Annotated in this window: 13 protein-coding genes; 4 read left to right on the top strand and 9 right to left on the bottom strand. The window is 36.3% G+C overall.

What is annotated here, in order from left to right; all coding sequences use genetic code 11:
* The first annotated feature begins 55 nt into the window (after nt 1-55).
* Nucleotides 56-979 (top strand): aldo/keto reductase, encoded by a 924-nt coding sequence (locus tag ABMA70_RS04420; protein WP_392991328.1) that lies wholly within the window; start codon nt 56-58, stop codon nt 977-979.
* Entirely contained in the window at nt 969-1790 is an 822-nt protein-coding gene (locus ABMA70_RS04415; RefSeq protein ID WP_392991330.1) for a glycosyltransferase family 2 protein, read from the top strand. Before ABMA70_RS04420 ends, ABMA70_RS04415 begins: the two co-directional genes overlap by 11 nt.
* On the opposite strand, the gene ABMA70_RS04410 is transcribed toward ABMA70_RS04415, so the two are convergent.
* Nucleotides 1775-2896, bottom strand: a complete 1122-nt coding sequence (locus tag ABMA70_RS04410) for a saccharopine dehydrogenase (protein WP_392991331.1) — start codon at nt 2894-2896, stop codon at nt 1775-1777. The genes ABMA70_RS04415 and ABMA70_RS04410 overlap by 16 nt on opposite strands.
* Before the next feature lie 171 nt (nt 2897-3067).
* On the opposite strand from ABMA70_RS04410, the gene ABMA70_RS04405 reads away from it, so the two are divergent.
* A complete protein-coding gene (locus tag ABMA70_RS04405; RefSeq protein ID WP_392991332.1) occupies nt 3068-4036 on the top strand; it encodes a histone deacetylase in 969 nt (322 codons plus the stop codon).
* On the opposite strand, the gene ABMA70_RS04400 is transcribed toward ABMA70_RS04405, so the two are convergent.
* From ABMA70_RS04400 to ABMA70_RS04370, 7 genes are all read right to left on the bottom strand, one after another.
* Nucleotides 4026-5402, bottom strand: coding sequence for an HAD-IG family 5'-nucleotidase (locus tag ABMA70_RS04400; protein WP_392991334.1), 1377 nt, complete (start codon nt 5400-5402; stop codon nt 4026-4028). The genes ABMA70_RS04405 and ABMA70_RS04400 overlap by 11 nt on opposite strands.
* Before the next feature lie 140 nt (nt 5403-5542).
* Nucleotides 5543-7489: a bifunctional 2',3'-cyclic-nucleotide 2'-phosphodiesterase/3'-nucleotidase gene (locus ABMA70_RS04395; protein WP_392991336.1), complete on the bottom strand. Its 1947-nt coding sequence runs from the start codon at nt 7487-7489 to the stop codon at nt 5543-5545.
* 8 nt (nt 7490-7497) lie between these two features.
* Nucleotides 7498-7914 (bottom strand): hypothetical protein, encoded by a 417-nt coding sequence (locus ABMA70_RS04390; RefSeq protein WP_392991338.1) that lies wholly within the window; start codon nt 7912-7914, stop codon nt 7498-7500.
* Nucleotides 7915-7924: 10 nt separating this feature from the next.
* Entirely contained in the window at nt 7925-8626 is a 702-nt protein-coding gene (locus ABMA70_RS04385) for a 5'-methylthioadenosine nucleosidase (protein WP_392991340.1), read from the bottom strand.
* 66 nt (nt 8627-8692) lie between these two features.
* Nucleotides 8693-9454, bottom strand: a complete 762-nt coding sequence (locus ABMA70_RS04380) for a glutathione S-transferase C-terminal domain-containing protein (RefSeq protein WP_392991342.1) — start codon at nt 9452-9454, stop codon at nt 8693-8695.
* A 51-nt stretch (nt 9455-9505) separates the two neighbouring features.
* The gene (locus ABMA70_RS04375; RefSeq protein ID WP_392991344.1) at nt 9506-11824 is read right to left on the bottom strand and encodes a fatty acid cis/trans isomerase; all 2319 of its coding nucleotides are present in this window, start codon (nt 11822-11824) and stop codon (nt 9506-9508) included.
* Nucleotides 11825-11901: 77 nt separating this feature from the next.
* Nucleotides 11902-12804 (bottom strand): DMT family transporter, encoded by a 903-nt coding sequence (locus tag ABMA70_RS04370; protein WP_103216745.1) that lies wholly within the window; start codon nt 12802-12804, stop codon nt 11902-11904.
* Between the two features lie 156 nt (nt 12805-12960).
* Between ABMA70_RS04370 and ABMA70_RS04365 the strand changes: the two genes are divergently transcribed.
* A complete protein-coding gene (locus tag ABMA70_RS04365; protein WP_158246778.1) occupies nt 12961-13326 on the top strand; it encodes a c-type cytochrome in 366 nt (121 codons plus the stop codon).
* A gap of 38 nt (nt 13327-13364) precedes the next feature.
* On the opposite strand, the gene ABMA70_RS04360 is transcribed toward ABMA70_RS04365, so the two are convergent.
* The gene (locus ABMA70_RS04360; protein WP_392991346.1) at nt 13365-13955 is read right to left on the bottom strand and encodes a hypothetical protein; all 591 of its coding nucleotides are present in this window, start codon (nt 13953-13955) and stop codon (nt 13365-13367) included.
* Nucleotide 13956 lies beyond the last annotated feature (1 nt).

Below are 13956 nucleotides of genomic sequence, written 5' to 3'. Positions count from 1 at the left end.
TCTTGTCGGTGCGTCAAGTCTTTACGCATTTAGGCGAAATAGATATTCATGACTTATGAAAATATTAGATCAATTTGGACAATTTGCTTTTGGTGGCGCCAGTATCTCTGGAGAGGGCGCGGGTTATGGATTTGGTGATATTAGTAAAGAAGATTCGATTAGTCTTTTACAATACGCCTTTGATCGTGGAGTGAAGATCTTTGATACGGCACCGATTTATGGCTTTGGTGAGAGTGAGAAGAGAATTGGCGAAGCATTTAAAAATAATCGTGAAAAAGTTTTTATTGTTTCTAAGTCAGGTGTGACTTGGCACGAGAATAAACGAGTGGATATGACTAATGATCCAGTTGTCACTCAAAAAATGATTGAACAATCACTAAGAGATCTAAATTCAGATTATATTGATCTCTATATGGTTCACTGGCCTGATGAAAGAGTGGATATCAGAAAAACTCTTGAGGTTATTGCAAAGGCCAAGCATGAAGGAAAAGTTAAGCATATCGGACTTTGTAATACAACGGCCGAAGAGTTTAAATTAGCGTCACAAGTCGATCGAGTTGAGGTGATCCAATCACAATTTAACTTTTTTGAACAAGACGTTAAAAAAGATATTTTCCCAATCGTAAATGAAAATGACTTGAGTTTTATGAGCTGGGGAACTCTTGATAAAGGAATCCTAACTGGACGAGTGACGAAGGATCGAAAATTTGACAAAAGTGACTGCCGCTCATGGGCACCATGGTGGAAGGCCATGGATAAAGAAAGTCGCTATGATATTGTTGCAAGAATGCAACCGACACTAGAAAAGCACGGACTTACTGGTTTAGACTTTGCAATTCACTTTAATCTTTCTCATGATGAACTAAGCACTGTTCTTTGTGGTGCTAGAAATCATAACCAATTAGATGGAGTCCTAAACTCTCTTGAGAAGAAAGTTACGAAAGAAGTACTAGAAGATATTATTAATAGTGTTAGTTAGTGTCGTCATTCCCACATACAATCGGGCCAAGTTCTTGGCCCGTGCAATTGACTCTGTTTTAGGACAAAGTTTTCAAGATTTTGAATTAATTGTTATTGATGATGGTTCAACTGATAATTCAAAGCAAACTGTTGAGTCCTACTCGGATTCTCGCATAAAATATTCTTATCAAGAAAATAGAGGAGTTTCAGCTGCTCGAAATCTAGGTGTAAAAAAATCTTCAGGGAAATATATCGCATTTCTTGACTCTGATGATGAGTGGAAAGAAGACAAGCTTGAAAAACAATTAAGCTTACTAGATAGCTCAAAACATCGCCTCTGCCATACAGGGGAGCTTTGGCTAAGAGATGGTGAAGTTGTAAAACAAAAAAAAGCTCATCAAAAAGTCGGAGGGGATATGTTTATTCGCTCTTTAAAAAATTGTGTCATTTCACCTTCAAGCGTTTTACTTGAAAGAACATTATTTGAAGAGATGAATGGTTTTAATGAAAGCTTTATTGTGTGCGAAGATTATGATCTATGGCTTAAGATAACTTCTTTGTATGAAATCGACTTCTTAGATGAGCCTCTGGTAATTAAGCATGCAGGTCATGATGATCAATTATCCTTCAAGTTCTTTGCAATGGATTACTGGAGAGTTAAGGCCATGGCCTGGGCCAAAGAAAATCGCCAGCTTTCAACTGAGAGAATTGAAGTGTTAACTCAGCTTTGTTTAAAAAAGTGCCAATACCTTATTAAGGGCTATGAAAAATACGAAAATTTTGAAAATTACGATGAAGTAAGAGCTATCGAAAATTACATCAATAGCTGAGGCTCTTCGACTAACTTTTTCTCTAGGCCTAGCTCAATCGTTTTTTGATAGAAAATCTCAAGTGCGTTTTCCCACGGAGAATCTTCAATATCGCCATTAAGTAAATTGATTAAATGAGGAAGTAATTGCTCCACATATTCTTCAGTACTTTCTCTTGGAAGAAGAGATGGAAGGTGATCAATTGCAGTAACTTCTAAGAGCTGATCTAACTCTTGAACTCTAAACGTTGGAATATCAATTGTTGTAATATCAGGATATATCGGAAGAGGGTTACAAGGACCTGTAGGATCACAACTAACATCAGAAATTACAGAAAGATTTCTTTCATTTTGTAGAATTTCTAAATTGAGAAATGGCTCGGCCGGTTTTTTATTTAAAGTACAATTGACTAGAATATCGTAATCGAGAATTTGCTTAATTGGTCTGGCCACTTGTGTATCGGCCCTTCCCCAACCAGTCATTTCAACACCGACAGCTTCAAGTAGCTCTTTTGCTCCTCGGCCACAACGTCCACGGTTTCCAATGACAAGAACTCTTGGCCTTGAACCAAGCTCATCTAGCTCCTTTGATATCTCATTAATTAACTCATGCTGAGATGAATATGAGTTCAATGGGCCACAATCATTAAAGTCTTTTCCTCTTTGTTGGCAAATCCAGTTCTTAAGCCCTAGGGCCGCTCCCACAAATCCTGCCCACTTCCCAAATGCTGCAATTCTTTTTCCTTTAGGGTCTGTTAGGTATTCAAGGTCATATAATTTTCCATCTCCTTGAATAAAACGATCAAGCATTTCTTTTGAACCTGTTTGATTTTTGTAAACATGAGCAAAGTGTATATGTCTGTGAGTTAATGGAAAAGTGTGAACATCTAATTCTTTTAAACCAAGGATAAAAGCATTTGCCGGTGCAAAGTTTATCCATGAATTTGTAGGCATCATCTTAAGGCCAAGTGCTTCGAATTCATCATCTTTAAAAATACGACTAGGTGAGCGTTCAATAATTACTTCATGACCAAGCTCCTTTAGCATTAGGGCAGCTTGGGGCGTAAGTGCACTACGCTCCTCAAATGGTTTTGTTTCATGGCGAAGCCAGATTGTCCTATTTGTCATGAAATTTAATCTCCCAAAAAAATCGTATACTTATAGCAAAGCTAATAGATTACTATAGCAAAGGGCCTTGTCACATTCTTAAATTTGTAAGATTTACAGGCCATTTTAATGTATAACTATATAATATTAGGATAATCAAGCAAGCTAAGTTTCGTTAATAAAGGAATGAATATGAAATACCATCCAGAAAAAAGTCGACTCTATTACATGGAAGACTCCCTTGGAAGTTATACTGACTATGGTATTGGCGTTCCTTTAAAAGACGAGAGAGTAACCAAAATCCTCGAAGAATTCAAAAATTCTCCATTTCTTGAAAGAAGAAAATCAACACATTTCTTTTTAAGTGACTTGGCCCTTGCCCATGATCGCGACTTTTGTGCTCGTACTAAACTTGATCCTACTGGACTTGTTCTTGAAGCTTACGAACTTATTAATGACGATGGAAGCTATCATCGTTACGAGCCTTCTGCTGCAGTAAAACCTTTAAGTGATTTTATTAATCGTGCTCTTTCTCATTGCGAAGGAACATACCTTGCTGCCTGTAATGCTCTAGAATCGGGCTTCTCTTATCATTTAGGAGGAGGAATGCATCATGCAAAGAGTGATGGGCCAGGTGGCTTTTGTATGTTTAACGATATCGTTATCGCAATTAGAAAATTACAAAAGGAAAAAGGTCTTGGTAAGTGTCTCGTTGTAGATATGGATGCTCATAAAGGTGATGGAACTGCACAAATTGTTGCCAACGATGAGTCGATTGATTGTGTTTCAATTCATATGAAGGATGGTTGGCCACTTGATAATCCTGATAAAACTAACTCAAGTTATATTCCTAGCACTCTTGATATCCCAGTTACTCCCGATGATGACTATCTTGTAAAACTCAAAGAAGTAGGGGACTTTATCAAAGAAGATTACGATCTTTGTATTGTAGTTCAAGGTGCAGATGTTTATGAAAAAGACATTTTGGAAAGTGCTAAAGGAATTCAGCTAAGTTTAGAAGAATGTCTTGAAAGAGATAAGTATATGAATGAATTATTAGAGTCGAAAGGTATCCCCCAAGCATGGGTTATGGCCGGGGGATACGGTGATGAAGTTTACCGTGTCTTTCAACAATTTGTTCAATATAAATTTAAAGCATAGTTGAATCTTCGTGGGCCAAGATTCTTTTCTTTGGCCTAAAGTAAGTACGTGGAGTGTACTCTAGAAGATCTGTAATCTTTGCCATGTAGAAACATGCATACTTTTCAACTTGATCAGCAAAACGTGATTCCTCCAGCCCTGCTCTCATCATTTCTCCCCAGTGTGGGTTAAAGAATTGGCGATAAGCATCTAAGTGCAGAGAGATTTTTGAGTTGATCTTATCAATTTCGCTAAAGATCTTTCCAATATCTTCTTTATTATATTTTTCTGGATCTTCGTGCTTTAAAAGCTCTAGCTTATTTAGCTCATGTTCTAGCTTTTCTTTTTGTTCCATTTCAGCATCGATAAGAGCTTGTGTTGGTGTTGACTGTCTAATCGCTTCAATCTCTGCTTCAAGAGGATCTAGGATAAGAGCTGTTCTCCAGTTGAAAGTTTTCTTTAATGTAAGAACATCACCATAGATATGGTCACCAAGATAAAGAATCTCTTCACCTTCAAGGCCTAGGTCTTTTTGTAATTTTCCGGCCCATCCACCTTGGTACACCTTGTTTTGCTCTAGAGGACCTTCTGCATTTGTCATTAGTCCAGTATCCGTTTGAATTTCTAGAAACATATTGCTTACGTTAAAGAATCTTGGCTTACATGCAAGACAGATTGAAATATCAAATAGGTCTGTCCAGTTCTCATGCTCTTTTAAGAATGGATTAATCGTGTATTCCATAAGTCTTTTTGTCCAAGACCATTCACTATTTGTGATAAGAATTAACTTCTTTCCAAAGCGTTTAAACCTTTCTAGCAGCTTTGCCACTTCTGGGTCTTTGATAATGAAGTCTTCAAGATGCTCTTCGACATACCCTTTAAGAGAATTGTCAGAGTGAGCGATATCGATAACTTCTTTGATATCGTGAGATAGTGTTTCGTAATCAGGAAGTTTTAAGCCTTGGTCTTTTAGATCAACAAGGTTTGCAAACATTGCACCATTTGAAATCGAGAAGTTTGTATCTAGTGATTGATACTGTTCTGAGTTTAGGTCAATGATACTATTCCCATAGATTTCATTCTGATCATGAAAGTCCATTGGCTTTGTACCATGCTTTGCGATCTTTACTTTTCCGTAGCGGTTTGTTTGTAAAATATTTCCACGAAGACGATCGATAATTAAACCTTGAATAACTTGGTTAAAATCAAATTTTAAATCTGTTACTTCTTTTGGATAATTTTTTACATCTACTAATTTTTGAAGCACAAGTTCGAAAACAAATTTTTCGAAAGCTTCTGTTTTATAGCGAACTAGAGTGTAGTCCATATCAAAACCAATGGCCTTGATCTTCTTCATATTTAATGTTCTATTGACGTATACTGACATATAAAATCCTTTTAAATCGTTTGAGAATATAATCCCCGGACCTTAGATTTTATCTAATCTTGATTTAAATGTCATATTATTAATACGTTAAGGCGTAAATTCAATAACTTACGCCTTGGTGATTTTTAAGAGCGGTGTGTCTATTTAAGAATGATATAGTATTTTGCAAAGCCTTCATCATCAAGGCCTTTAATACGGTTAAGCTTAAATTTTGACTTCTTCTTAATATACTTTGTCGCTTTATCTGATGGAGAAGTTTCAAAGTAAACCTTAAGTTTGTCTGCATTAGCTATTGGCTTGATCTTCCAGTTCTCATTTGGACGAGCATCGACAAAACCTTTTTCTTTCGTTTCTTTTCTAATGTAGTTGATTAGAACTTGGCGATTGCTATCTGGAGCACTAAAGACGACATTGGCTTTTACTGCACCTGGAAATTTACCACCGGTTGCACGAAAGCTATTTGTTGCAAGAATAAACTCTTGCTCATCAGTAACGGCCTTTCCTTGATACTTTAAGTTTTCAATTCTGAATGAATCCTTATTTAAAACCTTACAATTTTCATCGTAGTGTCTTCTCTTTGTGATATTGATCTCGTAAGTTAGACCGTCAATCATATCAAAGTTGTATGAACGAAAGCTTCCCCAGTTTAGAAGAGGTTGGTCCTTGCTGTAGTTTGGATCAATATGAGCAAACATCCCCGCAGAGCACTCTAGCCACAATTTAACTTCTTTTCCTGTGAGCTTTAGAGCGTAGAGCATATTAGGGTAGAGGTAGAGATCAGCTGCATTTCTCAATGTCAGATTTCCCTTTTCAACAGTTGTGTATCCATTTGGATCATTCTTTCTGCCACCTGTTTTAAAAGGTGCAACTGCAGATAATACTGGGAGCCCACTTAAATTAGCATCGCCTTGTATTGCTCTTTTCACATAATCAATTTGAGCATTAGAGACAATCTGTGTTGCCGCATCATCTTGGATTAGTGAGAGGAAGCTATAAAATTCCTCCTTAGAGAAACCAACTTTTTCACCTGCGAGCTTAATTGTTCGTTGGTGATCATCTTCAATGATTTCTGCAAGTTCAAGATCAGGTTTTACACTTGAATCTGATTCTTTATCATAAATCGAGTAGACTGAGGATTGTCCATCGATCACATGCCACTTACTTCCATCAAAGTTTAATTTTAAATCAATGATTCCAACGTGTGATCCCCATTTCCCAGGCATAACGGCAGCGACTCCATTAATTGTTCCTTTCTTCGCATCAATACCTTGAATTCCTTCATATTCTTTTGAAGGAAATAGAGCATGAGTGTGACCAAAGGCAATGGCATCGATATAAGGAACGCGACTTAGGTAGTAAACTGAGTCCTCTGCATAAAGCTTGTATTCATCTGTACTAATTCCTGAATGTGGAATTGCGATGATGACATCAGCGCCTTCATTTTTCATTTTCGCCGTAAGCTCTTTTGCGACTTCAATAATATCGCGGGCCACGACTTTCCCTTCAAGATTATTCTTATCCCAGACCATGATCTGTGGCGGAACAAAACCAATGTATCCAATTTTGAGCTTATGTGGCAGACCTTTTGTGTCCTTAACTTTTTTCTCTAAAATTACATATTGCTTAAAGTAAGGCGATGCTGGCTTACCATTTTCGTCTTTGTAAACGTTAGCATTGATATAAGGAAATTTTGCATCTTTAAGAGAGGCCTCAAGAAACTCTAGGCCGTAATTAAATTCATGATTTCCAATATTACCCACGTCATACTTTAGATGATTCATGAGTTTAAAAGCAGGGTGAACTCCTTCTTTTCCGTGAGTGGCCACAAAGTCGGCCATAGGATTCCCCTGAAGGAGATCACCATTATCGATGAGCGTATAATTATCTGCTTGTGCGGCATACTTTTTAATAAGTGTAGCCGTTTTAACAAGTCCAAATCTTTTACTTTCTTCGTTCTTATAATAATCGTAGTCTTTGTAGTAACCGTGTAGGTCAGTGGTTTCAATTACACGAAGTTTAACTTGTGTTTGTTCCTTACAGCCTACAATTAGAAAAAGAGACAGTGAAAATAAAAAGATTTTTCTCATATATATTCCTAGTAATAACGTCCTGAAGAGTAAGTAGCATCAAACATACGAGCTTTACCGTAAACTTTTACGTTACCCTTAAGTCCTGCAAAGCCATAAATTTGAGCTTCGCCAAAAGCTTCAGCATTATCCCAAACTGACGCTTCATCATAAACTCTTGCATTCTCATACACGTGAGCATTACCCCAAACTTTAGCGTAGTCTGAAATAATTGCACTACCTGTGATTTTTGCAAATCCTGTTACTTGGGCCTTGTCACAAACTTGTGCATTCTCACCAATATAAACATTCTTTGATACATAAGCTGTATCAGCAACGAATCCACCTTGTGTTCCATCATTGTTGATCCAATATTCACCTTCTTGTCCTGCACATGGTGCAGCTAAAGCTGGAAGGATAAAAAGCATAGCAGCTAGTAATTTCATAAATCACTCCTTAGATTTTTTCGATTAGCTCAATTAATTTCTTACCTAAATTATCCGATGCTAATCTCAAATTGGCAAAGAACTCTTCCTCTGTTGGATGCTCTCCGTCAACAATGTCAGTAACTGACTTTAAAAAGAGTGTTGGAATACTGAATTGATCAACTACCCAGCCAATAGCTCCAGCTTCCATATCTTTAAGAACTGCTTGATTTGTTTCAATTAACTTTTCATCTTCAGCACTCATATCAAGAGAGTTTCCTGTTGAAATAATTGCTGTCTTTAGGTTTAGAAGCTTTCCATATTCTTGAGCAATAGGATGTGCTGTCTTATAGATTCCGTAGTTTTCATATCCTGGAATAGGAATTCTGCGATCATGAAAAACTGTTGTGTCGGCCGTGTAGACGTCTCCAACTTCTGCACCACGCTTTCTAAAGCCACCGGCAGTTCCCGCGTTGATAATCATTTCTGCACCAAGTTCTCTGATCGCAAGAAGAGTAGAGACAACCGCAGGAGACGTTCCTACGTTTTGCACTTTATGGTGCTTACATTCACCACTTATAATAACTGAAATCTTATGCCCGTGATATTCACATTGATATAATTTCATTGGTAGATTTGGGTCTAATTTTTTGTCTTGATCTGTGATAGCTAGTTTCTCTAAAAGCGGTGCTGCTTCTGAGTCCATGGCCATGATGATGGCAATATTTTTCATAATGTCTCCATTTAAAATCTTTTATCTAAGTTTAATAGAAAAAGAGCATAATTTGAAATATTGCAGCTAACTTTCTAGATGGGTAGGGTAGATATTATCTTTTGAACGTGTTTGGGCGGCCACTCGTTGGAGCCACCTGATGATACGGTGGTACTTCTGCTTAATTAGATCTGCAGGAGGTAGTCCAGTAATGAGAATACGATTCAGATGGCAATAGAGTAATATATCGATATACTTGATATCGTTGCCAAAAATAAAATTCTTCGTTCCCAGTATTTCGTTAATATGAGTAATCTGTGATTCAAAATAATCAAGTGCACATGCTTGATCTTTATGAAAGATTTCATACTCTGAGATACGCTTTACTATAATTTCTTTTACTGACGAAATAACATCTTCTGGTGATTCATCTATATCTTGAACATACTTGGCCTGCTTAGCGAATTTTTTCTTCATAGCGCTAAGTCCTTTTGTATCTTTGTATGAGAAGTAAACGATACTTGCCCATAATGAATTTATACACCAATCTTGTAAGAGTTGGGCCTGCATCGCTTCTTCATTGTTTAAAAGAAAAAGCTCAGATTCTCCACGCAAGTCTTTGAAGTAGTTGATACAATTTCTAATGCCTAAGTATTTCTTATCGCCATCAATAATAGCAGGAAGACTGCTCATCTTAGCTGGCACACCCTGAATTTGAGAGTTCACATGGACTGTTTTTAACTTAAAGTCGATATTTAAAAATGAAAAAATTCTATTTACAGTTGCACAGTACGGAGAGAAGGATTCGACTTCATCGTTTCCTGCCCAAGAAATTAATACTTTATCCATGGCATAACTGTCGGAGAGTTACTTTAAAAAATTAACTAAATTTTGATGTCTTTAGCGATTTTCCAATCGATTTAAATCATAAAGACCAAATTCAATAGGATTTGTTTTAAAGGCTATTTCATGAATTTTATCTAGTGTTGGCCAAAATCTTTTATCACTTCTTCTCACACCATACTTATCAAGAAGCCTGCTATGAGCTGCCTGTGAAGTAGTATTCTTAATTGCATTTACAAAATTCGGTAGTTGAGATTTTTTAAGTTTATAAATAGTATTCGGATAACTCCCTACAGTTCCTTTTGTTACAGTGAAGTTATCTTCTTCAGTAATTCTCTGACTTCCTTCTTTCAAGAGGTGAGAGATATTGTAGTGAGCATTGTTGTGAATTAATGTATATGTTTCATTAGTATCCTCAATCAAGATAAAAGATACTTGTGAAAAGAGATTAACTGCAGTCTTCTTCATTTCTTCGTTATTCATTAAGCTTTTGAGATTATCATCTTTAACTTCAAACCTCTTATTTAAAGCAGGAGCGAGTCTATTTTTTAAAAGTTCAAATAGTTCACTCTTTGCGTCTCTAGTTTTATATGAGATTGCGGGCTCTTTCTTTATCCAAGCATAGCGTCCTACGATATGTTCTTTAACTCTATCAGAAGCTCTTTCGTACCATAGCTCTCTTTCTTCCAATCTTTGTTTTGAAGGTAGTAATGTTAGAAAGTTGAATTCACCTTCAAGTCTTAAAAAATCCATGTAAAGTCTAGTGTTGAGTTGATGAGATAAATTCCCATATACATCAAAGCCAGCAACCAGGAGGTAGTGAATTCTTTCTAAGAGTGGATAATCAATGACCCAAGCTGTTTTTGGATTTTGACCAACAAGTCCTTTCAGAACTGTCGCACTATCAAAATGTCTAAAAATAGTTAATGCTGCATTCTGATTGTTTCCATCGCCATTCCAAATAGAATTTAGATTTAGGATAGAGGAGTTTTGATCGATAAATTCTGACTTCTTTTTAAGATATTTTTCTTCTTCATTTTTATACTTGAACCATTGAACACCACCCACATTTGCAAACTGTGCAGGAAGACTCATGCGCTCTAGCTCATTTGTAAGTGGAAAATTATTGCGGTTTTTATAAAGCTTAGGGTTTACAAAGAAAGTCCAAAAGTGATCCTGAATTACATTAAGGGCAATTTGACCGCGGCAAACAGGACCTTTTATAAAGTTAGAAATCGTGTATTGAGACTCTTTAAGAAGAAATTCATAACGTGATTCAACAGGTAAATCTTTAAAAGTTAAAAATGGGTTTGCTGCTTCTAGGGCTCGGTAGCTAGGAAGTTCTTTTACCTGATACTTTGGTGTTATAAATAATTTCTTATACCAATTCATTCTCTCTTTATTAAAGAGGTAAGGCATATGCGTTTTATCGACAATTGTCTCTTTCTGTTTCACTAGTCGATAGTAGACTCTCTTAACCTTTGGATCATCAAATGGCCTTCGAGAGGCAATGACTTTGATTGGTTTACCAGTTGGTGTTTTAGATCTTACTAATTTATAAAAATTCGTTTCATTTTTCTCACTAAAATATAGATTTGCTAGGTAAAGGTGCTCATAAAGGTAGCGCGCCATAAGTTGATGTTTTTTACTTTTCTTGTTTAAGAAAAGTTCCCAATCTTTTATTTTTTTTAGTTCTTCTCTTGAAAGGGGAGCTTCTTTGTTGAAGTTTGAGCCTTGGGCTATCCAAGTTGTAATTAGCTCACTCTCTTTATTTGTTAGTGCTGGAAGGCCATATGGCATACCTCCAAAAGGAGAAGACTTCGCGTAGTTTTCAAATTCGTCTTCTTTTGGACAAAAACGATCATTTTCTAGACTGAAGTCTAAGCTTGTCGGAAGAATCTTTGTCTCCGGAAGAGGCACAACCTCTTTTAACTTTATCATCTTTGCTATGACGTTTTTATTAAGATTTTTATGTGAAACTGAGAAAAAACCTTTTTCTCTCCACTGCTTAGTTGAGTTTGCATCGATATAAAGTCGGCTTGGCGAAGCAACGATTAAGCGCTCTCCCATATAGACCTTATCTTTAGAGGCACCTCTTTCAACGGCTTCTCGGGAAGTTAGTTTTAGTTGGCAAGGTGAATCATAGCAACTGTGACAAACAACACAGCGATTATCAAATATTGGTTTAATATCTTTGTTGAAATCAACTTTCTTCTTCCCATTCCAATGGTTTGCTTGTTGTTGGGAGAAGACAACACTATTATTTTCAATCTCTTTAATGGCCTTTTTAGTTGCCTCTTGGTGAATTTCTTTATCCTTTGGGACAAGGAGATCTGTCTCGTTATTATTTGAACAACTAATAAGAAAAATGCTCACTAGAGCAAGTAAAGAGATCACCTTCATTTAAACCATACCTAATCAAAATTATTTATGAAATGTTATAAAGATTGGCCTCAATTGTCATTTGATTTCGTTTTCTTTGGACGCGAAAGGTGAGTTCCTAGGTAAATACACGTTAAGAGAATTGCAGCTCCAATTATTTCAAGTGAAGAGAATGGCTCATTAAAAAGGAATATACTTAGAGTCTTAGCAATCACTGGTTGTAATAAAATAATAAGTCCTGAAACAGAAAGTGGGGCACTTTTAAGGCCATAGCTAATTAATGACCAGCCAATGACCTGACAAAGAATAGCAAGCCCAAATACAGAAGGCAGATGCTCAAGAGCTAGGCTTTTGTGGCCGTGCTCAAATTGAGCGGTAATAAAGAGAATCGCTCCAGTCACAAGAGAAGAGTAGGTGATAATCTCTAGTGCAGTGATTTTCGTCTTAAATGTCATAAGGGACGTTTTCTTAATTGAAGTTGTATAAAGTGAGTAGCACAACCCTGTTGTCAGACCAAAGAGTACTCCCCAAAAGAATTCCTCTGACTGATAGAATTGAACTTGGCCTTTTAGAATGAGAAATACTCCAAAGAAAGCAAAGAGAAATACTAGTAGCTTTTTGAGTGTTATTTTTTCTTTATAAAGGATAAGGCCAAAAACAAGTAAGTAGAAAACTTGGGTATTGCCTAAAATTGTAGACATGCCAGCACCAATTAAGTGAACTGATCGATGCCAAACAAATAAGTCCATAGCAAAGCAGAAACCTATGACGGCCGTCATAGTATAGAAGCGTTTGTCCTTGATATAATTTTTCTTAATAAGAAGTTGGTAAATAAGAAGAATTGAACCTGCAATTGAACAACGAAGAGCGCCAATCATGCTCGGAGAAAGGTCACCACTGAGATTTTTAACAAAAATAGGTGCTAATCCGATGCATATTGTTCCTAAAATTAGGCTTATGACACTTGTGTTCATTTTTACTCTCTTTTAAGTTTCTTTAACTTGCCACTGTGTGCAAGAGAGTATAGCTCAACAAATGGCCCCAAGGGTATATTTTCTTTTAAATTTACTGACGATTTGACGATAATTGCATAAAGTATAGCTACGCTATAAATATAAAGGAGATATATTGTGAATTTATTCAAAATCACTGTTGTTGCCGCTCTACTAAGTGTAAGTGCTTACGCTGGAGATGCTGCTAAAGGTAAAGCAATTTACAAGAAAGTTAACTGTGCTCTTTGCCACAATGCTGATGGTATGGGGAAAGCTGCAGATGTTAGTAAAATTGCAATTGTTAAAGGTCCAAGAATTGCTGGTCTAGATGCTGCTTACGTTGCTGAGCAAGTTACTGCGATTCAATCAAAGAAGAGAAAAACTAAGAATACTTCTATGATGTGGACAAAGGTTCGTGGTCTTTCAGCTCAAGACATTAAAGATGTTGCGGCCTACGTAACGACTATGTCAAAAGATAAGTACAAAGGTATGAATCAAAAATAAGACAAATAGAAAGGGCCTCTTATGAGGCCCTTTTTTTATTATTTAATTTCAAAAAACACTCTAAAACCACCGTAATTCTGATCGTAAATTCCATTGAAGTCATTACCTGAAACTTCAATCAACCTTTTTAAACTGAAGTCTAGGCTAGTGATAACCTTTTCTCCATTTAAGTATTTCTCATACTTCTCTTTCGTTAAGAGGTCTTTAACGTTAAAGCTCGCAGTAATTTTAGAAAGGTCTTGGTTATCTATGATATCAACTTGTGAAAGTTTCTTATAAATACCATCTTGATAGAAAAGAATATTAGCACTCTTTGTTCTTACTTCCATTTCGATATTGCGAAATGTTTTATAAGTGAATAGATCAAAGATGTTCTTTTCTTTAAAGGCAATGCTTTTATCTGTTTGACTACATTGGAGCATTTGAATGTTCAATGTCAGTTCAATATTATCTCCAATTTGCTTGGAACTATAATTTTTAACTTTATATGCTTGAAGCTTATTTCGATAGAGGTCCTTCTTCTCATTACAATTTGCCCTTGCACCGTCAGATACTTTAACGACACCCTGTGATGGCATAGCTTGGCAAATTCCTGAACATAGAACTGAGGTAAGGATTATTGATCTCATC

Origin of the sequence: Halobacteriovorax sp. XZX-3, from assembly GCF_043196495.1 — a bacterium.
In the GTDB taxonomy this organism is placed as follows: Bacteria; Bdellovibrionota; Bacteriovoracia; order Bacteriovoracales; family Bacteriovoracaceae; genus Halobacteriovorax_A.
This window is presented reverse-complemented; position numbering and strand designations above follow the sequence as displayed.

Bases quoted from the DNA above. Each gene is read 5' to 3' on its own strand.
- ABMA70_RS04370 (WP_103216745.1), bottom strand. From the start codon at position 12,804: ATGAACACAAGTGTCATAAGCCTAATTTTAGGAACAATATGCATCGGA.
- ABMA70_RS04380 (WP_392991342.1), bottom strand. From the start codon at position 9,454: ATGGATAAAGTATTAATTTCTTGGGCAGGAAACGATGAAGTCGAATCC.
- ABMA70_RS04390 (WP_392991338.1), bottom strand. From the start codon at position 7,914: ATGAAATTACTAGCTGCTATGCTTTTTATCCTTCCAGCTTTAGCTGCA.
- ABMA70_RS04385 (WP_392991340.1), bottom strand. From the start codon at position 8,626: ATGAAAAATATTGCCATCATCATGGCCATGGACTCAGAAGCAGCACCG.
- ABMA70_RS04360 (WP_392991346.1), bottom strand. From the start codon at position 13,955: ATGAGATCAATAATCCTTACCTCAGTTCTATGTTCAGGAATTTGCCAA.
- ABMA70_RS04420 (WP_392991328.1), top strand. From the start codon at position 56: ATGAAAATATTAGATCAATTTGGACAATTTGCTTTTGGTGGCGCCAGT.
- ABMA70_RS04410 (WP_392991331.1), bottom strand. From the start codon at position 2,896: ATGACAAATAGGACAATCTGGCTTCGCCATGAAACAAAACCATTTGAG.
- ABMA70_RS04405 (WP_392991332.1), top strand. From the start codon at position 3,068: ATGAAATACCATCCAGAAAAAAGTCGACTCTATTACATGGAAGACTCC.
- ABMA70_RS04400 (WP_392991334.1), bottom strand. From the start codon at position 5,402: ATGTCAGTATACGTCAATAGAACATTAAATATGAAGAAGATCAAGGCC.
- ABMA70_RS04395 (WP_392991336.1), bottom strand. From the start codon at position 7,489: ATGAGAAAAATCTTTTTATTTTCACTGTCTCTTTTTCTAATTGTAGGC.